A 25,791-nucleotide genomic window follows, 5' to 3' on the forward strand; every position below is an offset into this window, starting at 1 on the left:
CCTGAGGGGTCAGGCGCCAGCCCTCACTCACTCCAGCGTCAGCCCGGTGACCTGCCAGACACTGCGAAAGCGTACCTGCTCATTGAGCAATTCCGGATGAGCATCGAAGGGATACAGCACGAACAAGGGCCCGAGATCCCGTACCGGCATGCGCTCGCCGTCGCGTCGCGTGGCCAGCAGGACATCGAAGTCCTCGATGTCGCTGAGGGGAATCTCGGCCACGAAGTCATTCAGTGCCCGCACCTTGAGCCCCCTGGCATCTTCAGACACCCGCGCCACCAGCTCGCGCAGCAGCGGGCCGGAGAAGCTGACACGTCCCTGGGTCCAGGGGGTGTGGGTGGCCACCACGCGCGACGGCATGGCCTCGAGCATCGCCAGATCGAAACGCGCCCGTGGTGCCTGCAGGGAACCGGCATTGCCACAGCTGACAGCGCCCTCGACCGTCAACACCACCGGCCCGCTGGGTGCGGGCAGGCAGTCATTGGCCGCCAGCACGTGGCGCTCGCCTGTCGCCAGCGGCGCCTCGGCGGCCAGGGCCGCAGGGCTGAAGAGACTCGCTGACAGGGTCGCGATCAGGCTCGTTGCCAGGGCGACCTTGCGCCAGATGGAGCTGCGCGAGCCGTACCCGCGATTGACGGGCCTGGACAGCGGACTCACGAGGCGCTTCGCCGATGGATCATTCATGCCGGTTTCCCATGCTATTGTGCGAACGCCATGTGCATTCAAGGGCCCAACTTTACGCTAGCTCGCGCATGCTTTGCGAGCCTGCGAACCTCGCGCCACGACGAGTTGTCACACTCAACGCACGGAGCCACTCATACGCCCAGGCCCAGGCCCAGGCCCACGCCTGCGCCCATGGCTGGCGTTCGTCGCCTGTTACGCTATCGCTTGTTAAGCGTCAGCTGATAATAGTCAGCTGACCGCTATCCGTCTCCACCTGCCATCGAGCCTGCTTCATGTCTGCCACTTCGTCCGCTTCGCTGCCTGCCAACGGCTCTCCCACACCGACTGCTGCCCTGCCCCGCGTGCTGGCAGGCCCGATATTGCGCCGTGTCACCGCCGAGGGCGTGATGCTGTGGCTGGTGACCTCTCGCCCACAGCAGGCGCGGGTGTGGCTGCTGCCGGAGCAGGACGCGACACCTCCCACGCGAGGTGAGGATGGCCTGCCGACAGCACCGAGCTGTCGGCTGACGGAGCATCTGGCGATGCCGCTGGGGGAGCACGCCTGGCTGCTGTTGATCGAAGCGCATCCCGACACGCCCTTGCCTGCCGACTGCGCCATCGCCTACGAGCTGGGCCTGGCGGAGCCGTCAGCGACAGCGACAACGTCAACGGAAGCGTCAGCATCATCGACAGACACGCCCGAATGGCAGGGCATCGCCGACTGGGCGCCACAGATCTGCTACCCCGGTGAAAGCCTGCCGCGCTTTCGTCTGCCGTCACGCCTGACGCGTGTCGCGCATGGCAGTTGCCGCAAGCCGCATCACGGCTTGAGCGACGACGAGCAGCAGGCGCAGCAGAGTGCAGAAGACGCTGCGTCGACCGATCGCCTTGAGGCGCCACCGCCCAAGGGCCCGGGTGGCGACGGACTGGTGGCGCTGGATCGCTGGTTGAGCGAGCGACGTGAGAGCGTCGCCGAGTGGCCGGAGGTGATGCTGTTCACCGGCGATCAGATCTACGCCGACGATGTCGCGGGGCCGATGCTGGGCGCGATCGATCAGCTGATCGCGGGGCTGGGGTTGCCGGAGGAGACGCTGATGGAGGCCGAGGTCTCCGACACTCGCGAGCTGCGCCAGCACCCCTCGCACCTCTACCACCGCCCGCAGCTGCTGCCGGACATGCCGGCCAACGAAGGTGTGGCCGCCAGCTTCTTCGGTGCCAAGCGCAAGCCCATCTTCACCTCCACCGGTGCCGACAACCACCTGATCGGCCTGTCGGAAGTCATCGCCATGTACCTGCTGGTGTGGTCTGACGTGCCGTGGGAGGCACTGGGCATCACGCTGGAAGATCCCTCGGCGCTCGAGGGCCATGACGACGCCACCCGCGAGCGCCATGCCACCGAGGCCCGCCATCTGCGGCGCTTCTGTGGCGGACTCGGTCAGGTTCGTCGCCTGCTGGCCAATGTGCCCAGCCTGATGATCTTCGATGACCACGATGTCACCGATGACTGGAACCTCAGCGCCGCCTGGGAGGAAGCCGCCTATGGCCACCCCTTCTCGCGCCGCATCATCGGCAATGCGCTGACCGGCTATCTGCTGTGTCAGGCCGCCGGCAATGGGCCGGAGCCACTGGCAGAGCTGCTGGAGGAGACCCGGGCGCTGTTCACTCATGCCCTGACTGGCACTGACAAGGCCGTAGACGGCCATTTTGATGTCGAGCGTCAGGAGGCGTTGATCGCCCACCTGCATCGCTGTGAGAGCTGGGATTATCAGCTCGACACCACGCCGCCGCTGATCGTGGCCGATACGCGCACCCGCCGCTGGCGCAGCGAGCGCAAGCTCTCGCATCCCTCGGGGCTGATGGACTGGGAGGCACTGAGCGAGCTCCAGCAACGGCTGGTCGGCCATCCGGCCGTGGTGCTGGTGTCCCCGGCGCCGATGTTCGGCGTCAAGCTGATCGAGAGCATCCAGAAGCTGTTCACGCTGGCGGGCAAGCCGTTGATGGTCGATGCCGAGAACTGGATGGCGCATCGCGGCGCGGCCAGCGTGATGCTCAACATCTTCCGCCACTCGCGCACGCCACAGAACTTCGTGATCCTGTCCGGCGATGTGCACTACTCCTTCGCCTACGATGTGCGCCTCAAGCATCGCCGTTCGAGCCCGAGCATCTGGCAGATCACCAGCAGCGGCATCCGCAATCGCTTCCCGGTCGGCCTGCTGGATGTGCTCGACCGTCTCAATCGCTGGCTGTACGCCCCGCGCTCACCGCTCAATCTGCTGACGCGCCGGCGCAACATGCGCGTCACGCCGCGCCGTCACGACGCGGCCAGTCAGGGCGAACGCCTGCTGAACGCCTGCGGCATCGGGCTGGTCGATCTGGACAGCGACGGCCGTCCCACCGCCATCCGCCAGCTGACCACCGACGGACAGGAGGTGCACTTTGTGCCCCGCCGCTGATGCCCACTGCCCGCCGCTGGCGCTAATTCACCATCCCGGCTATCGGATAGCGCTGCCCGAGAAGCATCCCTTCCCGATGGACAAGTTCAGCGTGCTCAAGCGCCTGCTCGACCGCCAGCTGGCCGACTGCGCCTCGGCCGTCGACTGGGTGATGCCCCAGCCCGCCGAGGAGGACGACCTGCTCAGCGTGCATACCCGCCGCTATGTGCATGAATTTCTCACTGGCACCCTGAGCGCGCAGGCCCAGCGGCGCAGCGGTTTCGTGTGGAGCGAGGCACTGCGTGAGCGCAGCGTGCTGGCCGTGGGTGGCACCATGACCACCGTACGCGAAGCGCTCAAGCGCGGACTGGCCTGCAATACCGCGGGCGGTACCCATCACGCCCACCCGGAGGCCGCCAGCGGCTATTGTCTGCTCAACGACATCGGCGTGGCGGCGCATCAGGCGCTGGAGGATGGCGTGAAGCGCGTGCTGATCGTCGATCTCGATGTGCATCAGGGCGATGGCACGGCGTTGATCTTCGCCGACGAGCCGCGGGTCTTCACGCTGTCACTGCATGCCGAGAGCAACTTCCCGGCGCGCAAGCAGCAAAGTGACCTGGACGTGCCCTTGCCCAGGGGCATGGGCGATACGGACTATCTGGCGGTGCTGGAGCGTACGCTTGAGGAGGTGCTGGCGCGGGTACGCCCGGAGCTGGTGATCTTCGATGCCGGTGTCGACCCGCATGCCGCGGACAGGCTCGGCCATCTCGAGTTGAGCGACAGCGGCCTCTACCGCCGCGAGCGGCATGTCATCCAGCGCTGTCGCGCGGCGGGCGCCGCCGTGGCCTGCGTGATCGGCGGCGGCTATGACCGCGATATCGAGGCGCTGGCATGGCGCCACAGCCAGCTGCACCGTGCGGCGCTGGATGTCTGGCGCGAGGCGCATGGCCAACCTGCCCTGTTCGGGCCACCGGCCTGAGCTTGCATACCGTCGTGCCTACCTCCTCGCTTACTGTCTTGCCAAGCGCCTCGCCTACTGTCTTGCCAAGCGTCCCCTCAACGAAAACGCCCGCCATCGAGGATGGCGGGCGTTTTCGTTCAGGCCTGTAGGCAAGATTCCAACGACATCACTTGAAGGCGGTGACTTCCACCTCATCGCCGACACGCAAGGTCGGCTTGCGCGAGGGATCGAGCGCGACGAGGTTGTAGCCGAAGTGCACCTGGCCATCCGCGAAGCGGCGCACCCGTGCCAGCGTCTTGAGCGGCTCGCCGTCGCCACGCTTGTCGCCCGTCGCCGGGTCGACATTGACCATCGCACAGCGGGTGCAGGAAGACACCAGCGTGAAGCGTGCCTCGCCGATGCGCACTTCCTGCCAGCCATCCTCGGCCCATGCCTCGGCGCCGCTGATCACCAGGTTGGGGCGGAACTGATCCATGCCATGGTCCGCACTCGAGGTCTGGGCGTTGAGCGCCGCCAACGAAGCCTGATTGGCCAGCAACAACGGGAAGCCGTCGGCGGCGCTGACGCGCTGCGCGATGATCTCGCGATAGCGCTCCGAGCGCTCGCCCAACCAGCTGAGCCTGACCGGCATGCCGACCTGCTCACTCAGCCAGGCATCAGCCTCAAAGCTGACGCTCAAGGCAGTGAACCGATCGGCCCACACCTGGATGTCGAGACGCTCGGCCTGGTCATCGGTGGCAAAGCTGACGCTGCCGCATTCGGGGCGATCCAGATGCCACAGTCGCCACTGGCCGCTGGCGTCTTCGCGCAAGGCCAGCCGCTGCAGCTGGGGATGCGTGCGCGCGGTGACGAACTTGCCACGCGCCGCGACCACCACGAAGCGGCGGTCCTGCGTGAGACCTTCCTCGCCGAGCGTCGCTGTCTCAAGCGCCTCAGCGGCGCCGGACTTGAGGGGATAGCGCCACAGGTGGGTCAACTGCATGAGAGGTTTCCTTGCCAGAGTCCATCAATTCAGAAAGTCAGCGAACGGTGCGTACGAGCAGTGTCAGCTCGCGGACGAAGCAGAGCCTGCGTCATTTGGCGCCTTGGCCTGTGCGGTATTTGTCTGTGTCGCATTCGGCTGGGCCGCACTCGGCTGGGCCGCATTCACCACAGGGATGTCGTCATCCATGGCGTCCAGGCTGATCACGTCGGGGCCCGAGAGCGCCACGCTGGAAATCAGCGCCTTGACGCCCAGCCCGACCTTGAGGCCCAGCTCCTGACACACCAGACGATCGACTCGCGCCCTCACCCGCTGGCCGGCGATGCCCAGCACCAGCTCGGCGCTGGCATGGCCGCGCTCGCTCTCGATCTCGTGGATCACGGCCGGCAAGGCATTGCGCAGGCTGGTATGGGTCGGCGTCTCCAGCGCGATGCTGATGTCACGTGCCCGCAGTCGCAGTCGCACACGACGCCCCACCGGCATCGCCAGCCGCGCCAGCTTGAGGCTCAGCCCGGCGCCCAGCCCCAGACGCGTCAGCTGCCAGTCATCATCGTGCGACAGCACCTCGGCGGTCAGCAGCGAGCCCGCTTCGAAGCGGCCGGTCTGCGGCGCCAGGTCCAGCCGTGACAGCATGTCGCCGATCTCGCCGCTGGCGGTGATGCGGCCGTTGTCCACCAGCGCCAGGCGGTCGGCGACCGCGAACAGCTCGCGGGTGTCATGACTGACGAACAGGATCGGAATCTCGATCTCGCGTGCCAGCCGCGCGATGTAGTGCAGCAGCTCCTGCTTGCGAGCGCCGTCGAGGCCGGTCAGCGGCTCATCCAGCAACAGCATGCGCGGGCGTGACAGCAGGGCGCGGCCGATCGCGACACGCCGCGCCTCGCCACCGGACAGCTGGCCGGGCATGCGCGACAGCAGGTCCTCGATGCCCAGCAGCGTCACCATCTCATGCAGACGTGACTGATTCTGTTGGCGCTGGGCGGGTGTCAGGGCGCGCGGCATGCCGTAGCGGAGGTTGCCGCGCACGCTGTAATGCGGAAACAGGCGCGGCTCCTGGAAGACCACCCCGAGCCTGCGACGATGCGCCGGCACGAAGATATCATTCTCGCCGCCCGTCAGGCACTCGCCATCCAGGCGCAGGTGGCCATGGTCGGGACGTTCGAGACCTGCGATCAGGCGCAGGATGGTGGTCTTGCCGCTGCCGGAGCGCCCGAAGAGCGCCGTGACGCCGCGCGCCGGCACCTTGAGCGTGGCATCCAGCGTGAAGGCGCCCTGCTGACGATGGAGGTGGAAATCAAGCATCACGCCCCTCCATGCGCAGTCGCGCGCGACGTGCCAGCCACTCGGAGGCCAGCAGCGACAGCATCGCGATGACGACGGCGATGGCGCACAGCCTGGCCGCGGCACCTTCCTGGCCCGGGGTCTGGATCAGCGTATAGAGCGCCAACGGCAGCGTGCGGGTCTCGCCGGGGATATTGGCGGCGAAGGTGATGGTGGCACCGAACTCCGACAGCGCACGCGCGAAGGCCAGCATGCCGCCGGTGAGAATGCCCGGCAGCGCCAGCGGCATGGTCACCGTGAACAGCACGCGCAGCGGGTTGGCGCCCAGGGTGCGGGCCGCGGCCTCCAGCCCCGGGTCGATGGCCTCCAGCGACAGGCGCATCGCGCGCACCATCAGCGGAAAGGCCATCACCGCCGCCGCCAGCGCCGCGCCCTGCCAGGTGAAGGGCAGCACGATATCGATCCTGGCCAGCCACTGGCCGATGGCGCCATTGCGCCCGAAGGTGACCAGCAACAGATAACCGACCACCACGGGCGGCAACACCAGCGGCAGATGCAGCAGACCATCGACCAGCGCCTTGCCACGAAACTCACGTCGCGCCAGCCACCAGGCCGCCGCAAAACCGGGAATCAGGCTCAGGCCGACCGCGACGCAAGCCACCTTGAGGCTCAGGCTCAGGGCTTCCCATTCCAGCGCACTCAGCATGGATCTTCCTCAGACGAAGACAGGTTCTCGCACATGACGTGACGCGAAGCGCCGGCAGACAGCCCTGCCCGCCTTGATCACGCCGATGTGACAGCAGGCTCCCAGTGTAGCGGCCTCATCTTGTCGATGACATGCCAGCGTATGACGCAAGGCACCTCGACGCTGATCCAGCGGCTAGTCGGCCTCTGGCTGCGCAGCAGGAGCCTGATGGGCGAGCGTGCTGAAGCCGAAGCGATGGAAGATGGCACCGGCCTCGTTGCTGGACAGCCAGGCCGCGAAGGCCTCGGCCTGTGTCGACGGCGCATCACCACCACGGCTGATCAAGGCGGCAGGATAGTGGATGGGGTCATGGCTGCTGTCCGGCAGCAGGCCGATCTGGTGCACCCGATGGCTGATGGCGGCGTCGGTGGCATAGACGATCCCCAGCGGGGCCTCGCCATGCTCGACCAGCGCCAGCGCGGCGCGCACGTCCTCGGCGCTGGCCAGGCGCGAGCGCAGCGTCTGCCATTGCCCCAGCGCTTCCAGCGACTGACGCGCATAGATGCCCGCAGGCACGTGGTCGGGGTCGCCGACGGCCAGGCGAGTGTTGCTGCCGGTGGCGGCGAGACGCTCGGCCACATCGGTGACGTCCTCGGCGTTGCTGACACTGGCATCCAGCTGGCTGGGGCCGGGCGCGACCAGCGCGAGACGGTTGCCCAGCAGGTCGTGACGCCCGGTGACGACAATGCCGGCCTGCTGCTCCAGCCAGTCCATCCAGCGCTCATTGGCCGACAGATACAGCTGCGCCGGGGCACCATTGGCCAGCTGACGCGCCAGGGTCGAGGACGAGGCGTAGACCGGCATGATGTCCACGTCGGCGAGACGCTCGTAGCGCGCCTCGATGGCATCCAGCGCATCATGCAGCGAGGCGGCGGCCATGACACGAATCTGGGGGCGCTCGTCTGCCTGAACCGGCGCGGCCAGCAGTGCCAGCATCAACGGGGCCGCCAGGCTGGCGGCCCTCAACAGCGCTGATGAAGAAGATAGCGCTGATGAAGGAGGTGGCACTGATGAAGGAGTTGGCGCTGATGACGCAAGCCGTAGCGGAGAGGCAAGCAAGGCGGCCCGGGCGCGCAAGCGGGTAGCGAATGACATCTACAGGGTCCTTGAACAGTGAGACGCAGCGACGAGGCCTGCTGCGCATTGATCTCGCCATGATGCCGCGCTCGCTCGCCATGTGCATCCCATGTGGGCGCAATTGCCGCGCGGGGCGCGGAAACCGCCAACCCTGATTGTCGAACGCCAGCGGCATGAGGCTCGCTGCCTGCTTGTCAGCACACGCCTGCCATCAGGCTTGGGCTGGTCAGCGACGGCACCGCTTGGCGGATGTTTCGCCGCATCCGGCTACAGGCAAACGCGAATCACTCACATGTATGCCATTCGCTCGACCAGATCGGCTACAATGCTGGCCAAAATGGCAGGGAGACGCTGGCCCACACCCCAGCAACGACGCGATTCCTGCTTTCATGCTTTCTTTCACGCTATTTGCCGCTTCAACGGCAGACAACAGCGGCGGGTGCCACCAAGTCATGCCTCCAGTACTTGACGAATTTCAGGGCCTCAGTGCCTTCGATGCCATCATGCGCTACGGCAATCTGGGCGCAGGAGCCGAGCATCTCGGTATCTCCAAGTCCACGCTCAGCCGCCGGATCAGTCATCTCGAACACCAGTTAGGCCAGCCACTGCTGCATCGTCAGGCCAATCGCCTGATTCCCACCGAGGCCGGCACGCTGTTCTATCAGTATTGCCAGCAGATGCTGTCGCTGGGCGAGCGCTCGCAGATCGCGCTGGATGAACTGCGCGAGGAGATCAGCGGTGATATCACCGTCAGCGCGCACCCGCACTTCCTGCGTGGCTGGTTCAATCATGTGCTGACCGACTTCATCGAAGAGTATCCGGGCATTCGCCTGACCCTGACCGCCAACCATCTGCCGCCGTCACGCGATGACGACCAGGTGATGCTGTGGCTGTGGGAAGGGCCGGCCAAGGACACCGGACTGCGCGAGGAGATCCTGGGTCAGCAGCAGCAACATCTCTATGCCCACCCCAGCTATCTGCGCCAGCACGGCCATCCGCAGCACCCCAGCGAGCTGACCTCCCATGACTGGGTCAATCTGATCGACCGCCATCATCCCAATCTGGTGCTCAATCACCCCGAGGAAGGCGAGTATCGCCTGAGCCTGCCACCGTCACGCTTCACGGTCGACAACGTGGTGGTGCATGCCGACCATATCGCGCACGGTGCCGGTATCGGCCTGCTGCCGGACTACCACGTGCGCACCCGGGCGACGGCGCACCCGGGACAGTTCGAGGCCTGCCTGCCCGAGTGGAAGGGGCCGTCGATTCCGGTCAGCCTGCACTATCCCTTCGGCCATCCGCCGCGCAAGCTCGGCGCGCTGCTCGACCATATCCGCCGTCGTGTGCCGACGGACTGGACCCGCTGATCTGTCGGCCTGACAACTCTGCAGGCCGACAGATCAGCGGTTGCTTCAAACTTCTCAGCTTCACGACTTCACAGCTTCACAATTCCACAATTTCACAGCAGCACTGACTGCCCGTCAGGATTGCTGGCCGAACAGATGACGGCGCGCCTCATCGTCCATCGCCACATTGGCGGCCGGATTGATGTCATCGATACGCGCCATCGCCCGCTTGACGCCATCACGCGCGGCGATGCGGGCACGATAGGCGGCGACCGCCGGGAAGCGCGTCAGATCGATCTCCTGCTTCTCGGCCTTCAGCCACGGCCAGATGGCCATGTCGGCGATGCTCAACTCGTCCCCCGCCACGAAGTCACGCCCCGCAAGCTGGCGCTCCAGCACGCCGTAGAGGCGCTCGCCTTCCTTGTGATAGCGCTCGATGGCGTATTCCACCGGCTCTGGCGCGTAGTGCTTGAAGTGATGCACCTGACCCAGCATCGGCCCCAGGCCACCCATCTGCCAGTGCAGCCACTGCAGCACGTCATTGCGGGCACGAGTTTCCTGCGCCAGAAACTTGCCGGACTTGTCGGCCAGATACTCCAGAATCGCACCGGATTCGAACACCGAGATCGGCTCACCGCCATCGGCTGGCGCATGATCGACGATCGCCGGCATGCGATTGTTGGGCGAGATGGCCAGAAACTCCGGCGCGAACTGCTCACCCTTGCTGATATTCACCGGCATGAGGCGATACTCGAGACCGGCTTCCTCCAGAAAGATCGTGATCTTGTGGCCGTTGGGTGTGGTCCAGTAATACAGATCAATCATCTGTGGGCTCCTGTGCAAGGACATAGCAAAATGGCTCGAACGCCCATGAGCGTTCGAGCCATCGAGGAGATCATGCTCATCGCCAGGCCCCTCGTGCAGCTTTTCACCAGGGGCATTGCGAGCATGTTCTTTACTGCGGGGGTTACTGCGAACGTTACTGAAGGTGTTATGACTGCGGAATCTCGCTGGCACGCGGCGCTTTGCGCGCCATGCCGTCGTGCAGGTCCATCATGCGCTCGCGCCACTGCACCAGCGGGTCGCCCGCATCTTCCGTCTCGCCGAAGGGCGAGGTATCGGAGACGATGTGTGCCCAGATGAAGAAGCCGAAGACCAGGTAATCCGCCGCCGCCGGGGCATCGCCATCCATGAAGGGCTGATTGGCGAGCAGGCCACGCAGCGGCTTGAAGGCGCTGTCCAGGATGCCGCGTGCGGCCTCGACGTTGTTGAATTCCTCGAAGGGCATGCCGAAGCGGGCTTCGCGGCTGGTGCGGAAGTACTCGCGGTCATCCGGGTGGATGGCCGCAAGCAGATCCAGCGCCACCAGGCGGAAGAAACCGACCGCCATGACCTGCTCGGTATATACCTTGACGAAGTTCAGGCGTGCCTGCGCCTGGGCATCACCGATCAGCGGGCCATTGCCGGCGTTCGGATAATGCGCGTCCAGATGCTTGAAGATGTCATAGCTGTCCATCGCCACGCCGTGCGCATCCTTGAGCACCGGCACCGTGGTGGAATCGCAGAAGTCGATCGGGCTCTTGTCGGTGAACAGCATCGGCACGAGTTCTGCCTCGATGCCCTTGTGCGCCAGGGCCAGACGTGCGCGCCAGCAGAACGGCGAGAAACGCAGGCGGTCATCACGGCCACGCAATTCATAGAGGGCTGGGGTCATGCGGGACTCCTTGGTTGTCATTGAGGCCTGTTGTCATTGAGGCTTGATGTGAACGGCGTGACTTCGCTGCGCGCGTCCTGCCCCTGGCAATGTTTTGGACGTTGTGCCGCGCAAATGCAAGCAAAATGAGCATTCGTTCAATATCGCACCGAGCGCCATTCAGGGCGCCAGGGCTCGCCGGCCCTTGCAGTGACGCGAGGTTGGACCCATTGATGAGGGTTGCATGACCAGGGCCGGACATTGACCAAAGGATATTGATGACACCCGGCCTCGACAGCGCGAATAATGGGGCCCATCGCTTTCGCGCCAGCCACTTCCTGCCCTGATCCCCTCTCTTCATTTTCCAAGGAGTCTCGATGTCCGTCGAAGACCTGCACCTGAACCTGCGCAACCTGCAGGAATCAGACTACCCCCAGCTCAAGCGCCTGATGGACGGCATCTACGACGACATCGGTGGCGCCTGGCCTGAGCACACCATCAACCGCCTGATCGCCGAATTCCCCGATGGCCAGATCGTGATCGAGGATGGCGAGAGACTGGTCGGCGTCGCCCTGACGGCGCTGGTGGATTACGACGCCTTCTCCAACCCGCACAAGTACGACGACCTGATCGGCCAGCGCGAGATCATCCTCAACAAGGAGGATGGCGATGCGCTTTATGGTCTGGATGTGCTGATCGACGTCGACTACCGCGGCTATCGCCTCGGTCGCCGCCTGTACGAGGCGCGCAAGGACCTGTGCCGCTCGATGAATCTGCGCTCGATTCTGGCCGGTGGACGCATCCCCCAATACCACGAATATGCCGCCGAGCTCTCGCCCTCCGAGTACATCGACAAGGTGGAGCGTCGCGAGATCCACGACCCCATCCTGTCGTTCCAGCTGGCCAACGGCTTCCTGGTCAAGCGCCTGTTACGCCAGTACCTGCCGGAAGACGAGGATTCCCAGGGCTACGCCACGCTGCTGGAGTGGAGCAACATCCTGTTCGAGCCCGCCGAGCGCGTGCTGGAAAGCCGCAAGACGATGATTCGCGTCGGCGCCGTGCAGTGGCAGATGCGCAAGTTCGACAGTGTCGAATCCGTGCTGCAACAGGTCGAGTACTACGTCGACGCCCTGTCGGATTACCAGAGTGACTTCGCCGTCTTCCCGGAGCTGTTCAATACGCCGTTGATCGGCCTGCTGGAAGACCAGAGTGACCCGGTGCGCTGCATCCGCTACCTCGCCGGCTTCACCGAGCGCTTCAAGCAGGAAATCTCGCGCATGGCGGTGGCCTACAACATCAACATCGTGGCCGGTTCCATGGTCGAGATCGGCGACGACAACGAGCTCTACAACGTCACCTATCTGTGTCACCGCGATGGCGAGATCGACCGTCAGGCCAAGCTGCACATCACGCCGCAGGAACGCCGCGACTGGATCATCAAGGGCGGTGACGAACTGGCCGTGTTCGAGACCGACGCCGGACGCATCGGCATGCTGATCTGCTACGACGTGGAGTTCCCGGAACTGTCGCGCCTGCTGGCCGATCAGGACATGGACATCCTGATGGTGCCGTTCTGGACCGACACCAAGAACAGCTACCTGCGCGTGCGCAACTGCGCCCAGGCGCGTGCCATCGAGAACGAATGCTACGTGGTGGTCTGCGGCAGCGTCGGCAACCTGCCGTCCATCGAGAGCCTCGACATCCAGTACGCCCAGTCAGCGGTGTTCTCGCCGTCGGACTTCTCCTTCCCGCATGACGCAGTGATGGCCGAGACCACGCCGAACACCGAGATGATCATGTTCTCGGATCTCGATCTGGAGCGTCTCAAGGTGGTGCGCAGCGAAGGCTCGGTGACCAACCTCAAGGACCGCCGCAAGGACCTCTTCGAGCTGCGTCTGCGTGACTGGTCGTGGAAGTCCGGCAGCCGTCAGGACTGAGCCGATGACGCACTGGTGGCAACGGCTGTGGCAGCGCCCCGCTCGCCACGGCCGTGATATGTCAGCCCCCGACGCCGGCGCTGCCTCGGCCACCTCCCCCGCTGGCGAGGCAGCGCCGGATGACGCGTGGCAGGCAGTCCGCGAGCGCCTGCCGATTCTCGATGGGCTCGACGCCGAGGCACTGGCGCGTCTTGAGCGGCGCGCCCGCCATCAGCTGAGCGACTGGAAGCTGACCAGCGCCGAGCCGCTCGCACAGGTCGAGGCGCTGGCGCTGGCTGCCCAGGCGATGCTGCTGCTCAACGGCTGGGCGCATGCCGAGCGCTGGCAGGACGCCGGCGCTCGCGTGCACGAGATCATGCTGCCGCTGCAGGCCATCCGCCGTGAGGTGGAAGAGATGGATGACGCCGGCGTGGTGCATGTCTTCGAGGACACCCGCGCCGGCGAGACCTGGTATCAGGGGCCAGTGGTGGTCACCCAACAGGACCTGGCCGCCAGCGGTGACTGGAGCGGTTTCAACGTGGTGATCCATGAATTCGCCCACAAGCTCGACATGGCCAACGCCACCGATGCCGATGGCTTTCCGCCCCTGCCGCGCCATATCAGCGCGGCGGAGTGGCACGCCACCTTCACTGCCGTGTGGGATGATCTGAACGCGCGCCTGTCACGCGGTGAGCCGACGCCCATCGATGACTACGCCGCCAGCCACCCCGCCGAATGCTTCGCCGTCTGCTGCGAGTATTTCTTCAGCGCACCGGATGAGCTCAATGCGGCCTATCCGGCGCTGTATGCCCTGCTGGAACGCTTCTTCCAGCAGTCGCCATTGGCGCGCTGCCCGCCGCCTTCCGACTGACCACGCCTGGCAGATCTGACCACATGCTTGGCAGATATGACCGCACGCTTGGCAGACAAGGCGCGAGCAAGCCGAGGAAACAGCGAGAGAAGAGATAGCGGCCGCTTACCGCGCCGAGTACCACCTCAAGCTAACGGTATATAATCCAGAAGCGCGCCAGCAGACACGCCGACTCGCTCAGCAGGGGTCGCAAAAGCAACCTCTGGATCGCTCACTGTGGCTCCGCCAACAGATAATCCCAGACACGCTGCGCGGTGGGCCGCATCGGGCGCTGATTGGAGCGCACCAGCCAGAAGTTCTGCTCGGCGGGGATCGTCAGCGCGAAGACCTGCTCCAGTCCGCCGTTGCCGGACGCCAGCCATTGCCGGAAATGGCCTTCATGCACCAGCGCCACCCCCATGCCGAGACGCGCCATTTCCAGCGTCATCACCTGGGTGTCACAGCTGATGGTAGAGGTCGTCTTCTCCAGCCCCAGTTGATCTGCCGCCACCAGCCAGCGCCGCCAGCCTACCGCGAAGCCTGCGGCATGCAGCAGCGTCATGCCGGCCAGGTCCGCTGCCGTGCTCAGCTGCGCGCTCAGCGCCGGACTCGCCACGACGGCCATTCTCTCCTGCCCTGCCCCGACCTGGATCGCCTCCACCTGTGGCCAGTCGCCCTGACCGTAGCGCAGCTCGATATCCACCTGCTCGCCATCGAAGTCACTCTGCCAGAAGGCACTGACCAGACGCAGCGCGATCTCGGGCTGATCACGGTGGAAGTTCGCCAGCCGCGGCAACAGCCAGGCCTGCTGGCTCATCGGGGTCGCCCGCAGGCTGACCGGTGCGGCGCGCGAGGGGCCGAAGACTTCCAGCGTGCCTTCCTGCAGGCGCTGGAAGCCATCCTGCAGCGCTGGCAACCAGGCCTGACCGGCCGGCGTCAGATTGAGGCTGCGGGCATGGCGCACGAACAATGGCTGGCCAAGGCGGTCCTCCAGCTGGCGAATCCGCTGGCTAATGGCCGACTGGGTGACACTCAGCTCCTCGGCGGCACGCGTGAAGCTCATCAGGCGCGCAGCGGCTTCGAAGGCCTGCAGCCAGGCCAGCGGCGGCAGGGGCCGCGGCAAGGCATTCGGCGTCGTGGGGGAAGGTTCGTGCATGGCTATCTCGCATCAGAGCATGAAGGTCAATCGGCACACATTAGCTCAGCTAAGCCATGGCCGTCATATTTCGCGTTGGCCAGCCGTGATGACGAGGGGGACAATGGTCTCATTCTCGGGTCACGGCTCAGCGACACGGCTCAGCCATACGACCCAGCCACGCGACACGCGTTGGCTCACCTGCTACTGCACACACGACATAGGACGGCGCCCATGGAGACTCTCATCGCATCTGCCCCTGACACCCAAGACACTGAAGCGTCACAGGCACGCCATCAGTGGGACATGAAGGAATACCTGCCCCATCACGAGGGCGCGCCGCTGGTGAAGGCAGACCACGACGAGACCCTGGCGTCACTGGCATGGGCCAGCGGTGAGCAGACCCAACTGCCGCTGATCTGGCTGCGCGACCACTGCGCCTGCGATCTCTGCCGTCATCCGCAGACCTTCGAACGCACCTTCATGCTGATGGACGATGCGGCCCTGACGGTGCATCAGATGCGTGTCGAGCAAGGCAATCTCATCGTCGTCTGGCAGGACGGCCACACCAGCCGCTTCGATGCCGGCTGGTTGCTGCAACGTCGTCCGAGTGATGCACCGCCGGCCACGCCGGTCCCCGCAAGCCAGGCCTGGCAGCAGGGCCATCAGCCTCACGTCACCGCCTTTGCCGACTACATGGCCGGTGGACAGGCGCGCCTGGGCTGGCTGGAAGCGCTGTGCCGCGACGGCTTCGCGATTCTGGATGCCGGCCCGACGGCAGGTGGCGAGATCGACCAGGTGGCCGCGACCATCGGCCCGATCCGCGCGACCAACTTCGGCGGCCGCTTCGAGGTCTTCTCCAAGCAGGCACCCAACAACGCCGCCTACACGCCGATCGCGCTGGAGCTGCACACCGACCTGCCCAACTGGCGTCAGCCGCCGGACATCCAGATGCTCTACTGCCTGGCCAATGAGGCCGAAGGCGGTGACTCCATCTTCGGAGACGGCATGGCGGTCGCAGAGGCCCTGCGCGAGCGGGACCCGCAGGCTTTCAGGCTGCTGGCCGAGACCCCGGTGGACTTCCGCTTTGCCGACGAGACCACCGACCTGGTGGTGCGCGAGCCGGTGATCCATCTGGATGCCAACGACAAGGTCATCGAGGTGCGCTTCAACAACTGGATCCGCGACAGCCTGCGCCTGCCGCTGGAACAGATGCAGGCCTGGTACAGCGCCTATCGCCAGTACTGGAGCATCCTGCGGGAGCCGGCCTTCCGCCTGCATCTCAAGCTGGAAGCCGGCCAGATGGTGGCCTTCGACAACCGCCGCGTGATGCACGGCCGCAAGTCCTTCGACCCGACGACCGGTCGCCGCCACCTGCAGGGCTGCTATGTGGATTACGACATGGTGGAATCCGCGCTGCGCGTCACGGCGCGCCAGCTGGCCAGTGCCAACCTCACTCAGTCGTGAGCACGAAAGCCCTCATGCCGCGGAGTACTTGAAATAGCGTTGAACCGCACGCAAAGGTTGCGGCGGTTCCTCCAGGGCATACCACGCAAGGCAGTGGCATCCTGAGAGTCTGGCAACTCAGGTATCGCCCCATGAATCCCATGACACTCTGCTTTGCGGATGACACCCTGGAACGACGCTATCGGCGTCGACAGATCGAGACCTCACACAAGCTCAGCCGGATCACCATCCCGCTGAGCTGTCTGCTGTTCGCATCCTATGGGCTGATCGAGATCAGCCTGCTGGAGCACTACGGGCCCTATCTGCTGCTGCGTACCAGCGTTCTGGTCGGCGTGCTGGGCCTGTTTCTGCTGTCACGCCTCCCGCGTTTCCGACACCACGTCAACGGCATCCTGTGCCTGGCCTCGCTGGTGGCAGCGCTGGGGACGCTGGCGATGTTCCATGTGGGGGACGGTCACGCCGGAGAGCACCTGGTGGAGAGCCACGCCGCCGGACAGCATGAGGACGAGCATGGTGACTTCCCGGTCTACTTCGTCACCCTGATCACCGTGGTCTTCTGGACCTACACCCTGCTGGGGCTGCAGTTCGTCTATGCCATGGCCTGCGGACTGCTGATATGGATGGGCTGCACCGCCAGCTGCGCGTTGATGCATCTTGGCTCCGATGTCCTGGTGGAAGCCAACGAGGCTTACTTCATGATGGCCGTCAACCTGCTGGCGGGCATGAGCGCCTACTCGCGCGAGCGCCAGAGCCGACAACTCTTCCTGCATGAATGCCATATCACCGGCGAGCGGGACGATCTGCGCGACCATGCGATGTGCGACTCGCTCACCGGGCTGCTCAACCGGCGCGCCCTGCTGACACGCCTCGACCAGATACTCGACATCCAGACCCCCGGCACGGTGCAGGCCGCGCTGTTCATCGACCTCGATGGCTTCAAGCCGGTCAATGACCGCCACGGTCATGCCATCGGCGATGAAGTGCTGCGCATCACCGGAGAGCGCCTGGGCAACACCCTGCGCGGCAACGATATCGTCGGTCGCCTGGGCGGCGATGAATTTCTGGTGCTGATCAGCCGTGAGGGCAACGGCCGCAAGGGCCCGGAGCAGCTGGCGGAGCGTATGATCGACGCCATCAGTCGTCCCATCACGCTGGAGGTCGATGGCGAGCCGCTGATCATCGCCGTCAGCGCCAGCATCGGCATCAGCCTGTTCCCCTTCTCGGGCGCCACGCCGGAAACGGTCATCGCGCGCGCCGACAGCGCCATGTACGAGGCCAAGCAACGCGGGCGGGGCGTCGTCGTCACCGGCAATCCGCTCCGCCTGGTACTGTGACGCTCGGCGCTCGATGCTCGACGCTCGTCGTCTCGAGCATTGAGCCGCGCCACCCTCCCTCTTGAGACAGCGGCAGACGCCCCAATGAGACAAGGATGCCGTTTCGTCCTTTTCTCATGACCCGCATCACGCCAGGACGCCCCACGACTCATCAATGGGGCATCCTGGCGCATGGAGCCTGCCAATGACACGCCTGCCGCATCTTGCCTTCTCTCTAATCGGTCTCGGTCTCCTCGGCGGCTGCGCCGGAGTCCCGTCCGGTACCCAGCCCGTCGAGAACTTCGAGCTCGAACGTTACTACGGTGAATGGCACGAGATCGCCCGCCTGCCCAACAGCTTCGAAGAGGGCCTGAGCTGCGTCAGCGCCGATTACTCGCCCCGCGAGGACGGCGGCGTGCGCGTCATCAATCGCGGCTACAACGCCGAGCAAGGGCAATGGAGCCAGGCCGAAGGTCGTGCCTACTTCACTCAGGGCAGCGAGACGGCGGCCCTCAAGGTCAGCTTCTTCGGCCCCTTCTATGGCGGCTACAACGTGCTGGCGCTGGATGACGACTATCAGTGGTCGCTGGTGGCCGGTGCCGATCGCGACTACCTGTGGATACTGGCGCGTGAGCCGCAGCTGGATGACGGCACCTATCAGGCGCTGGTCGAGCAGGCCGCCGAGCTCGGCTTCGCGACCGACGCGCTGATCAAGGTCGAACAGGGCGATGCCTGCCCCTCTCCTGATGACACCGAACGCTGACACCGATAGCTGACACCGAACCCGGTCCCAGGACCCAAGGCCTGACACCAAGGTCTAAACCGGCGCGTGACGTTTATATGGTGCGGACAGCCGCTTTCATCCAACCGACCTCGCATCTTGTCACGCGCGCGTGGCTCGCCAATGGTGAGCTGACAATCTTCCGGGGTAGCGCCACGCCGAGTGCGCCGCCCTGATGCCAATCGTTCGATGCTGTCGCCCAGTGCCAGTGACGCCTCGCTGCACTGGGCAACTCAGTTCAGAGGGAGCCCGTGCCATGGATATCCAGCAGTTCTTCAGCGCCCTGTGGGATGACTACGTCGCCATGACGCCCCAGGCCCAAAAGATCCAGGATGCCTTCATCGCTGACGGCGAGACCATCGTCAACGACCACGTCGCCTTCCGCACTTTCGATCGCGGGCCGATCACCCTGAGCGCGCTGGAACCTCACCTGCTGGCGCTGGGCTATACCCGCTTCGCGCCCTATGATTTCCGCGAGAAGAAGCTGCGCGCCTTCGGCTATCTGCCGCCGTCACCCGACATGCCGCGCGTCTTCCTCTCCGAGCTGAAATGCCATGAGTTGTCCGAGCGCGCCCAGGCGATCATCGATGGGCTGGTCAGTCAGATCTCGCCGGATGCCGCCACCCAGCCCTCCGTGCTGTGGTCTGGCCGCCTGTGGAAAGCGCCCAGCTTCGAGCAGTATCAGCGCCTGATGGAAGAGAGCGAGTATGCGGCCTGGCTGTCGATCATCGGCCTGCGCGCCAACCACTTCACCATCAGCGTCAACGCGCTAAGCCGTCACGACACCCTCGACAAGGTGCTGACGCGCGTCGAGTCGCTGGGCCTTGGCATCAACCCGGCCGGAGGGCGCATCAAGGGCTCGCCCGAGGTGCTGCTGGAGCAGGCCTCCACCCTCGCCGACCGCCAGACCTTCACCTTCGCCGGTGGCGAGGAGCATGAGATCTCCACCTGCTACTACGAATTCGCGCGCCGCTACCCCGATGCCGATGGCGAGCTGTATCAGGGCTTCGTGGCGGCCAGCGCCGACAAGATCTTCGAATCCACCAATGTTCGCCAGGAGCCGACTGCCTCGTGATTGCCGACTGGCTAGACCTGACACTTGAAGGCCACGCCAGCGCCCGTGGCATGGGCCGTATTCCCGGTGGTCGCTATGAGATCGTCGCACCCGGCGTGCTGGAGATCACCCCCGACGTCACGGGGCCCAAGGCGCGCCCGTGCGTGATCTCCGCCGGTATCCACGGCAACGAGACCGCCCCCATCGAGCTGCTCGGTGAACTGATCGCGGGACTGGAGAGCGGCCACCTGATCGTCGGGGCGCCGCTGCTGCTGATTCTGGGCAACCTGCCCGCCATCCGCACTGGCGAGCGTTTCATCACCACCAATCTCAATCGACTGTTCAAGCGCGCCGAGGCCAGCGTCACGGGCAACGACTGTCCGTCCGATGATGAGCCGGCGCGCGCGCGTCAGCTGATGGCGGCCGTGGACACCTTCTATGCCCGCTTCCCGCTGGCCGAGGGCACGCGCCGCCTGCACTACGACATGCATACCGCCATCCGCGACAGCCTCTATCCGCGCTTCGCGGTGGTGCCCTTCAGTGATGGCGACGCCATCAGCGCATCGCAGTGGCCGATATTGAGCGCCGCCGGCATCCAGGCCGTGCTGCACCAGCATCAGCACAGCTGGACCTTCTCGCACTATTCGCGCCACTACCATGATGCCGACGCCTTCACGCTGGAGCTGGGCCAGGTTCGCCCGTTCGGCGCCAACGACATGGCGGCGCTCGCACCGATGAAAGCCCTGCTCGCGGCGCTGGCGACCGGCACGGCGCCCGCCGAAGCAGACCCCGAGGCCATCGACTACTTCACGGTGGAAGTGGAATTGATGCGTCAGTCAGCCGACTTCACGCTGTGCTTCAGCGAGGATGTCGCCAACTTCACCGCCTTCGCCCCCGGCAGCGTGGTGGCCGAAGACGCCGCTGCTGGCCCCTGCATCATCGGCGATACCCCACTGCGGGTGGTCTTCCCCAACGCGAAGGTGGAGATAGGCGCCCGCGCCGCCCTGCTGCTGGCCGAGAGCTCGACACCGACAGACTGAGTCACCAGACACTGAACAAACCGGCACTGAGCCACAAGCGCCGGCGTTCTGCCCGCCCATTCCCCGCAGGGCGAAGCACGACGGCGCGATTGCACTGACGAAAGCCTTACTACAACGACAACAGGCGACCTTGATCATGAAGACTCCTCCCCCACGGCCGGACGGCATCCGCGTGCGTCCCTGCAGGCTCCACCAAAGTCGTAACATTCCTCCACGCCAGATAGCGGTGAACCCTGCGTCGAGCTGGTAGAATCGGCCCCCTTTCCCGTCCACGACATGCAAGCACAGGCATTTTTCGCCTGTTGTAGACGGTCACTGGCAGCGAGAACGACGATCAATCGGACTGATCGTGAGGAACTGGCCATGCCCCTGACGGCATTCTCCGCCACTCCTCCCGTGCCACGCCTTGCCGCCTCATCACGTCTGCGTCGCGCACGTCAGCGAGCGAGAGTGAAAGGCAGTACCAGGCAGCCGTGCCATGTCGGCAACGAACCTGTATCCCGAGCCCGACCGCCCCGCGGCGGACTCGTGGCGTGTCATTGCCCCCAGGGCTGGCAACGTCCGGATTGGAGTAACTGCATGACCATGAGATCTTCCGTGGCCGAGAGCCCGAGCAGCGACGCGCTGCCTCTCGAGGTCCGCAACATCACCAAGTCCTTTGGCACCAATCAGGTGCTCAAGGGCTTGTCACTGCAAGCACGCAAGGGCGATGTCATTACCCTGATCGGCGCGTCCGGTTCCGGCAAGAGCACCTTTCTGCGCTGCATGAACCTGCTGGAGCAGCCGGACGGCGGCGACATCTTCGTGCATGGCGAGCAGATCGGCTTCAAGGAAAGCCGCCGTGGCCGCGAACCGATGGACTGGCGTCAGGTCGAGCGCATGCGCGCGCGCCTGTCGATGGTCTTTCAGGGCTTCAACCTGTGGTCGCACATGACGCTGCTGGAAAATGTCATCGAGGCGCCGATCCACGTGCTCGGCAAGCCGAAGAAGGAAGCCATCGCCCACGCACGCAGTCTGCTGGACCGCGTCGGCCTGCTCGAGCGCGCCGACTACTATCCGGCGCAGATGTCCGGTGGCCAGCAGCAGCGCGGCGCCATCGCACGCGCGCTGGCGATGGAGCCGGAGGTGATGCTGTTCGACGAGCCGACCTCGGCCCTCGACCCGGAACTGGTCGGTGACGTGCTCAAGGTCATGCGTGACCTGGCCGAGGAAGGCCGCACCATGGTGGTGGTGACCCACGAGATGAGCTTCGCGCGTGATGTCTCGAGCCAGGTGGTCTACCTGCATCAGGGACTGGTCGAGGAAGCCGGCAAGCCGGAAGACGTGCTGGGCAATCCCCAGTCGGAGCGCCTCAAGCAGTTCCTGGCGCCCAAGTACTGACAAAGCGCCCTGATCAGCAGCCCTGTTCAGCAGCCCTGATCACCAGTACTGATGAATGGCCCTTGGCCCATCGCTGAGCCTACCGCTCGGCCTGTGGCACATCCCGGCACGGTGATCCCGTGACCGGCACATGATTCAGCACCGCGAGCGCCACGCCAACGGCAAGCCTCGAGGTGTCCAAGACTTCAGGAATGACAAGTAATGAAACAGTTCGCGACACGTGCCCTGCTGGGTCTCACCCTCGGTCTCTCCAGCTTCGCCATCACCACCAGCGCCGCTCAGGCGGCCGATGTGCCGGACCCGCTGCGCCTGGGCATCGACGTGCCCTACGCGCCCTTCGGCTACAAGCTGCCCAGCGGTGAGCTGACCGGTTTCGAGATCGAACTGGGCAACGCCATCTGCGCCCAGCTCGCCACCCACTGCGAATGGACCGAGCAGGACTTCGACGGCATCATCCCGGGCCTGATGGCGCGCAAGTACGACGTCATCATGTCGGCGCTGACCATCAATCCGGAGCGTGAGCGTCAGGTGCTGTTCTCCGAGCCCTACTTCACGCCGCCGTCCGGCTGGTTCGTCAAGGCGGACAGCCCGCTGGCGGGCGCGGACACCCTCGATGCCGAGGCGCTCGCGGGCAAGGTGATCGGGGTGCAGCGCGGCAACCTGCAGGATCACTACGTCACCGACCTCTACGGCCGCACGGCAGAAGTGCGCCGCTACACCAAGCTCGATGACCTGGTGCTGGACATGGACAGCGGCCGCGTCGATGTCGCCTTCCTGGACCTGCCGGTCGGTCAGGACACCCTGGTCAATGCCAACGACGGCAACTTCGTCAACACCGGCAGCGCCATCAGCGAGCCGAAGAAGTACTTCGGCGACGGCTTCGGCATCGCCATGAAGAAGCGCGACCGCGACCTCAAGAAGGCCATCGATGGTGCCCTGGAAGCGCTCAAGGCCGATGGCACGCTCAAGCGTCTCAACGACAAGTACTTCGCCAGCGCCGCCACTGCGTCCGACAACCACCAGTAAGCCGCTGAACGGGTTATTCGGCGCTTCACGGGAGATTTCCCATGATTGACCTACAAGGCTACGGGCCCAGCCTGCTGGAAGGTGCCTGGGTCACGGTGCAGCTGGCCGTGCTGGCCCAGCTGCTGGCCATCGCGCTGGGGCTATTGACGGCGACGGCCAAGATGTCGCGCTCCACGCCTCTGCGCTGGCTCGCGACGCTCTACACCACCATCATCCGCGGCGTTCCCGACATCGTGCTGATGCTGCTGCTGTTCTTCGGCGGCCAGATCGGCATCAACATGGTCACCGACTGGCTTTACGACAGCTACGACATCGACGTCTTCGTCAATGTCGATGAGTTCACTGCCGGCGTCGTCACCATCGGCTTCATCTTCGGTGCCTACATGGGCGAGACCTTCCGTGGCGCCTTCATGGCGGTGGATGCCGGGCAGATCGAAGCCGGGCGCGCCTATGGCATGAACGACTGGAAGGTCTTCAAGCGCATTCGCTTCCCGCTGATGATGCGTCACGCCCTGCCGGGGCTGGGCAACAACTGGATGGTATTGCTCAAGACCACCGCCCTGGTGTCGGTGATCGGGCTGGTCGACATGGTGCGTGTCGCCAGTGAGGCCGCCAAGGCGACCCACGAGCCCTTCACCTTCCTGTTGCCGGTCGCGGCGGGCTATCTGCTGATCGCCACCGTGTCCGAATGGGGGTTGGCACGTCTCAAGAAGCGCTATAACGCCGGATTCGGGGAGGCCAGCGCATGGAACAACTGAATGATGCAGGCCCCTCAGGCGTCATCGCCCAACTGGGTCAGATGCTCGAGGATGCGCTGAGCGACAACTACATCTTCACCGCGACCACCCTGTGGCACTACTGGGAAGGGCTGGTCACCACCGTACAGCTGGTATGTCTGGCGCTGCTCATCGGGCTGATACTGGCCGTGCCGCTGGCGATCATGCGCGGCTCGCGTCGTCGCTGGGTGAAGATGCCGGTCTATCTCTACACCTATGTCTTCCGCGGCACGCCGCTGCTGATCCAGCTCTATCTGATCTACTACGGCGTGGTGTTCTTCGACGGCTTCGACATCTCGCTGGGCGTGACCAGCGTGCATGTGCCCAGCATCCAGGAGACCTGGCTGTGGGATTACTTCCGTGATCCCTTCGTGCCGGCGCTGCTGGCCTTCGTGCTCAATACCGCGGCCTACACCACCGAGATCTTCCACGGTGCCATCCAGTCGACCCCCAAGGGCGAGATGGAAGCCGCCCGCGCCTACGGCATGTCACGTGGCAAGATGATGCGTCGCATCATTCTGCCCAGTGCCTTCCGCCGGGCGCTGCCGGCCTACGGCAATGAAGTCATCTTCATGCTGCATGCCAGTGCCATCTGCAGCGTGGTGACGCTTCTGGACCTCACCGGCGCCGCGCGTGACATCTACGCACGCTTCTACGCGCCCTTCGAGGCCTTCCTGTTCGTCGCCGCCATCTACCTGTGTCTGACCTTCACCATCATTGCCATCTTCCGGCAACTGGAGAAACGCCTGCTGGCACACTTGAAACCGTTAAGCTGAACGTCAAAAGCGCCCTTTGTAGGGCGCTTTTTTTATATCAGGATATAACGGCAGGAATTCATCTCGTTTAACGACCGTTTGAATTTGTCCATTGACCCTCTTCACCACAGCCTCGGTCTGGGCTAGTGTGGAGCCACTGGCATGACACGCCCCCTTATGTCCGCGGCTCAGATGGCTGGTGTTCAGGAGGGAGTGTCTGATGCCACTGATCAGCCAGTATGACCAACAACAATGATGGATGGGACTGACATGAAGAAGCTTCTGGGAATCTCCCTGCTGGGTGCAGCATTGATGGCCGGTGGCGCTCAGGCGGCCGAATCGCTGCGCATCGGCGTCGACGTGCCCTACGAGCCGATGGAATACAAGACGCCCGATGGTGAGCTGACCGGTTTCGACATCGAACTGGGCAATGCCATCTGCGCGAAGATCAACCGCGACTGCGAGTGGGTCATCCAGGCGTGGGACGGCATCATTCCCGGCCTGATGGCGCGCAAGTACGACGCCATCATGTCCTCGATGACCATCAATGAGGAACGCCGCGAGAAGGTGCTGTTCTCCGATACCTACATCACCCCGCCGTCCGCCTGGTTCGCCCCGTCCGACAGCGAGCTGAGCGCCACCTCCCGGGAAGCCCTGGCTGACAAGGCCATCGGCGTGCAGCGCGGTACCCTGCAGGACAACTACGTCACCGATCTCTACGGCAAGAATGCCGAGGTCAAGCGCTACACCACCGCCGATGACCTGGTGCTGGACATGGAAGCGGGTCGCCTCGACATCGCCTTCCTCGACTTCCCGGTCGGCAAGTCCACCCTGATCGACGGCGGCAACGGCAACTACAAGGCCGTCGGTGAAGTGGTCACCGAGCCCAAGAAGTACTTCGGCGACGGATTCGGTATCGCCATGCGCAAGCGTGACAAGGACCTGGCCGAGCAGATCAACGGCGCCCTGGCCGAGTTGAAGGCCGATGGCACCTACGACACCATCCACACCAAGTACTTCGGCGAGAAGCAGTAAGGTCGCCTCAAGCGGCATGCCAGCCATGCCGTGATGCCTGTGCCGAGATGCCTGCACCGTGAGTCGAGCGGCAGCAGACGCAA

The 25,791-nt window shown here is 64.7% G+C and carries 23 protein-coding genes; 15 read left to right on the forward strand and 8 right to left on the reverse strand.

The annotated features are described in order from the left end of the window. Window positions 1-27: 27 nt before the first annotated feature. Complete coding sequence (locus tag QD280_RS13520) at window positions 28-684, reverse strand: oxidoreductase (protein ID WP_279839644.1); 657 nt, start codon at window positions 682-684, stop codon at window positions 28-30. Window positions 685-956: 272 nt separating this feature from the next. On the opposite strand from QD280_RS13520, the gene QD280_RS13525 reads away from it, so the two are divergent. Together QD280_RS13525 and QD280_RS13530 are read left to right on the forward strand one after the other, a co-directional pair. Then, window positions 957-3,116, forward strand: coding sequence for an alkaline phosphatase D family protein (locus QD280_RS13525; protein WP_279839645.1), 2,160 nt, complete (start codon window positions 957-959; stop codon window positions 3,114-3,116). Continuing rightward, window positions 3,100-4,074, forward strand: a complete 975-nt coding sequence (locus QD280_RS13530; protein ID WP_279839647.1) for a histone deacetylase — start codon at window positions 3,100-3,102, stop codon at window positions 4,072-4,074. Before QD280_RS13525 ends, QD280_RS13530 begins: the two co-directional genes overlap by 17 nt. 148 nt (window positions 4,075-4,222) lie before the next feature. Here QD280_RS13530 and QD280_RS13535 read toward each other — a convergent pair whose 3' ends face one another. From QD280_RS13535 to modA, 4 genes are all read right to left on the reverse strand, one after another. Next, window positions 4,223-5,038, reverse strand: a complete 816-nt coding sequence (locus tag QD280_RS13535) for an MOSC N-terminal beta barrel domain-containing protein (RefSeq protein ID WP_279839648.1) — start codon at window positions 5,036-5,038, stop codon at window positions 4,223-4,225. Between the two features lie 63 nt (window positions 5,039-5,101). Further along, entirely contained in the window at window positions 5,102-6,340 is a 1,239-nt protein-coding gene (gene modC, locus QD280_RS13540; protein WP_279836809.1) for a molybdenum ABC transporter ATP-binding protein, read from the reverse strand. Then, window positions 6,333-7,025 (reverse strand): molybdate ABC transporter permease subunit, encoded by a 693-nt coding sequence (gene modB, locus QD280_RS13545; protein ID WP_054555674.1) that lies wholly within the window; start codon window positions 7,023-7,025, stop codon window positions 6,333-6,335. The genes modC and modB overlap by 8 nt, the downstream gene beginning before the upstream one ends. A 174-nt stretch (window positions 7,026-7,199) precedes the next feature. After that, the gene (gene modA / locus QD280_RS13550; protein ID WP_131432673.1) at window positions 7,200-8,000 is read right to left on the reverse strand and encodes a molybdate ABC transporter substrate-binding protein; all 801 of its coding nucleotides are present in this window, start codon (window positions 7,998-8,000) and stop codon (window positions 7,200-7,202) included. Between the two features lie 593 nt (window positions 8,001-8,593). Here modA and QD280_RS13555 point away from each other — a divergent pair. Continuing rightward, complete coding sequence (locus tag QD280_RS13555; RefSeq protein ID WP_054555676.1) at window positions 8,594-9,508, forward strand: LysR family transcriptional regulator; 915 nt, start codon at window positions 8,594-8,596, stop codon at window positions 9,506-9,508. Between the two features lie 114 nt (window positions 9,509-9,622). On the opposite strand, the gene QD280_RS13560 is transcribed toward QD280_RS13555, so the two are convergent. Continuing rightward, window positions 9,623-10,312 carry a glutathione S-transferase C-terminal domain-containing protein gene (locus tag QD280_RS13560; RefSeq protein ID WP_279839649.1) on the reverse strand — a complete coding sequence of 230 codons (690 nt, stop codon included), beginning with the start codon at window positions 10,310-10,312 and terminating at the stop codon, window positions 9,623-9,625. 166 nt (window positions 10,313-10,478) lie between these two features. Continuing rightward, window positions 10,479-11,201, reverse strand: a complete 723-nt coding sequence (locus tag QD280_RS13565; protein WP_279839650.1) for a glutathione S-transferase N-terminal domain-containing protein — start codon at window positions 11,199-11,201, stop codon at window positions 10,479-10,481. Between the two features lie 356 nt (window positions 11,202-11,557). Between QD280_RS13565 and QD280_RS13570 the strand changes: the two genes are divergently transcribed. Next, window positions 11,558-13,117: a carbon-nitrogen hydrolase family protein gene (locus QD280_RS13570; protein ID WP_043334381.1), complete on the forward strand. Its 1,560-nt coding sequence runs from the start codon at window positions 11,558-11,560 to the stop codon at window positions 13,115-13,117. A gap of 4 nt (window positions 13,118-13,121) precedes the next feature. Next, entirely contained in the window at window positions 13,122-13,967 is an 846-nt protein-coding gene (locus QD280_RS13575) for a M90 family metallopeptidase (protein WP_279839652.1), read from the forward strand. 211 nt (window positions 13,968-14,178) lie between these two features. Here the strand turns inward: QD280_RS13575 and QD280_RS13580 are convergent, their stop codons facing one another. Then, window positions 14,179-15,102 carry a LysR family transcriptional regulator gene (locus tag QD280_RS13580; protein WP_225347239.1) on the reverse strand — a complete coding sequence of 308 codons (924 nt, stop codon included), beginning with the start codon at window positions 15,100-15,102 and terminating at the stop codon, window positions 14,179-14,181. 213 nt (window positions 15,103-15,315) lie between these two features. On the opposite strand from QD280_RS13580, the gene QD280_RS13585 reads away from it, so the two are divergent. The 10 genes from QD280_RS13585 to QD280_RS13630 all read left to right on the forward strand — a co-directional run bounded on the left by QD280_RS13585 (window position 15,316) and on the right by QD280_RS13630 (window position 25,708). After that, on the forward strand, window positions 15,316-16,548 hold the full coding sequence (locus QD280_RS13585; protein WP_279839654.1) for a TauD/TfdA family dioxygenase: 1,233 nt from the start codon (window positions 15,316-15,318) through the stop codon (window positions 16,546-16,548). Between the two features lie 131 nt (window positions 16,549-16,679). Continuing rightward, complete coding sequence (locus QD280_RS13590) at window positions 16,680-17,882, forward strand: GGDEF domain-containing protein (protein WP_279839656.1); 1,203 nt, start codon at window positions 16,680-16,682, stop codon at window positions 17,880-17,882. A 184-nt stretch (window positions 17,883-18,066) separates the two neighbouring features. Further along, on the forward strand, window positions 18,067-18,624 hold the full coding sequence (locus tag QD280_RS13595; protein WP_279839658.1) for a lipocalin family protein: 558 nt from the start codon (window positions 18,067-18,069) through the stop codon (window positions 18,622-18,624). Between the two features lie 274 nt (window positions 18,625-18,898). Further along, window positions 18,899-19,717: a DUF1338 domain-containing protein gene (locus QD280_RS13600; protein ID WP_225347243.1), complete on the forward strand. Its 819-nt coding sequence runs from the start codon at window positions 18,899-18,901 to the stop codon at window positions 19,715-19,717. Next, window positions 19,714-20,736 (forward strand): succinylglutamate desuccinylase, encoded by a 1,023-nt coding sequence (locus tag QD280_RS13605; RefSeq protein ID WP_279839661.1) that lies wholly within the window; start codon window positions 19,714-19,716, stop codon window positions 20,734-20,736. The genes QD280_RS13600 and QD280_RS13605 overlap by 4 nt, the downstream gene beginning before the upstream one ends. Window positions 20,737-21,333: 597 nt before the next feature. Beyond that, window positions 21,334-22,116, forward strand: a complete 783-nt coding sequence (locus tag QD280_RS13610; RefSeq protein ID WP_043334393.1) for an ATP-binding cassette domain-containing protein — start codon at window positions 21,334-21,336, stop codon at window positions 22,114-22,116. 201 nt (window positions 22,117-22,317) lie between these two features. After that, a complete protein-coding gene (locus QD280_RS13615) occupies window positions 22,318-23,142 on the forward strand; it encodes a transporter substrate-binding domain-containing protein (protein WP_215823419.1) in 825 nt (274 codons plus the stop codon). 41 nt (window positions 23,143-23,183) lie between these two features. Then, complete coding sequence (locus QD280_RS13620; protein ID WP_043334396.1) at window positions 23,184-23,900, forward strand: ABC transporter permease; 717 nt, start codon at window positions 23,184-23,186, stop codon at window positions 23,898-23,900. Window positions 23,901-23,941: 41 nt separating this feature from the next. After that, window positions 23,942-24,694 (forward strand): ABC transporter permease, encoded by a 753-nt coding sequence (locus tag QD280_RS13625; RefSeq protein WP_225348169.1) that lies wholly within the window; start codon window positions 23,942-23,944, stop codon window positions 24,692-24,694. Between the two features lie 249 nt (window positions 24,695-24,943). Further along, window positions 24,944-25,708 (forward strand): transporter substrate-binding domain-containing protein, encoded by a 765-nt coding sequence (locus QD280_RS13630; RefSeq protein WP_279839663.1) that lies wholly within the window; start codon window positions 24,944-24,946, stop codon window positions 25,706-25,708. The last annotated feature ends 83 nt before the right edge of the window (window positions 25,709-25,791 follow it).

This window comes from Cobetia sp. 1AS1 (assembly GCF_029846435.1).
Lineage (GTDB): Bacteria > Pseudomonadota > Gammaproteobacteria > Pseudomonadales > Halomonadaceae > Cobetia > Cobetia amphilecti.

Excerpts from the sequence above, each read along its gene's own strand:
- QD280_RS13555 (WP_054555676.1), top strand. The coding sequence starts at position 8,594 with ATGCCTCCAGTACTTGACGAATTTCAGGGCCTCAGTGCCTTCGATGCC.
- QD280_RS13585 (WP_279839654.1), top strand. The coding sequence starts at position 15,316 with ATGGAGACTCTCATCGCATCTGCCCCTGACACCCAAGACACTGAAGCG.
- QD280_RS13590 (WP_279839656.1), top strand. The coding sequence starts at position 16,680 with ATGAATCCCATGACACTCTGCTTTGCGGATGACACCCTGGAACGACGC.
- QD280_RS13575 (WP_279839652.1), top strand. The coding sequence starts at position 13,122 with ATGACGCACTGGTGGCAACGGCTGTGGCAGCGCCCCGCTCGCCACGGC.
- QD280_RS13615 (WP_215823419.1), top strand. The coding sequence starts at position 22,318 with ATGAAACAGTTCGCGACACGTGCCCTGCTGGGTCTCACCCTCGGTCTC.
- QD280_RS13580 (WP_225347239.1), bottom strand. The coding sequence starts at position 15,102 with ATGCACGAACCTTCCCCCACGACGCCGAATGCCTTGCCGCGGCCCCTG.
- QD280_RS13630 (WP_279839663.1), top strand. The coding sequence starts at position 24,944 with ATGAAGAAGCTTCTGGGAATCTCCCTGCTGGGTGCAGCATTGATGGCC.
- modC (WP_279836809.1), bottom strand. The coding sequence starts at position 6,340 with ATGCTTGATTTCCACCTCCATCGTCAGCAGGGCGCCTTCACGCTGGAT.
- QD280_RS13625 (WP_225348169.1), top strand. The coding sequence starts at position 23,942 with ATGCTCGAGGATGCGCTGAGCGACAACTACATCTTCACCGCGACCACC.
- QD280_RS13600 (WP_225347243.1), top strand. The coding sequence starts at position 18,899 with ATGGATATCCAGCAGTTCTTCAGCGCCCTGTGGGATGACTACGTCGCC.
- QD280_RS13570 (WP_043334381.1), top strand. The coding sequence starts at position 11,558 with ATGTCCGTCGAAGACCTGCACCTGAACCTGCGCAACCTGCAGGAATCA.
- QD280_RS13560 (WP_279839649.1), bottom strand. The coding sequence starts at position 10,312 with ATGATTGATCTGTATTACTGGACCACACCCAACGGCCACAAGATCACG.
- QD280_RS13565 (WP_279839650.1), bottom strand. The coding sequence starts at position 11,201 with ATGACCCCAGCCCTCTATGAATTGCGTGGCCGTGATGACCGCCTGCGT.
- QD280_RS13535 (WP_279839648.1), bottom strand. The coding sequence starts at position 5,038 with ATGCAGTTGACCCACCTGTGGCGCTATCCCCTCAAGTCCGGCGCCGCT.
- QD280_RS13595 (WP_279839658.1), top strand. The coding sequence starts at position 18,067 with ATGACACGCCTGCCGCATCTTGCCTTCTCTCTAATCGGTCTCGGTCTC.
- QD280_RS13620 (WP_043334396.1), top strand. The coding sequence starts at position 23,184 with ATGATTGACCTACAAGGCTACGGGCCCAGCCTGCTGGAAGGTGCCTGG.
- modA (WP_131432673.1), bottom strand. The coding sequence starts at position 8,000 with ATGCTGGCACTGCTGGCCGCGCCGGTTCAGGCAGACGAGCGCCCCCAG.
- modB (WP_054555674.1), bottom strand. The coding sequence starts at position 7,025 with ATGCTGAGTGCGCTGGAATGGGAAGCCCTGAGCCTGAGCCTCAAGGTG.
- QD280_RS13525 (WP_279839645.1), top strand. The coding sequence starts at position 957 with ATGTCTGCCACTTCGTCCGCTTCGCTGCCTGCCAACGGCTCTCCCACA.
- QD280_RS13520 (WP_279839644.1), bottom strand. The coding sequence starts at position 684 with ATGAATGATCCATCGGCGAAGCGCCTCGTGAGTCCGCTGTCCAGGCCC.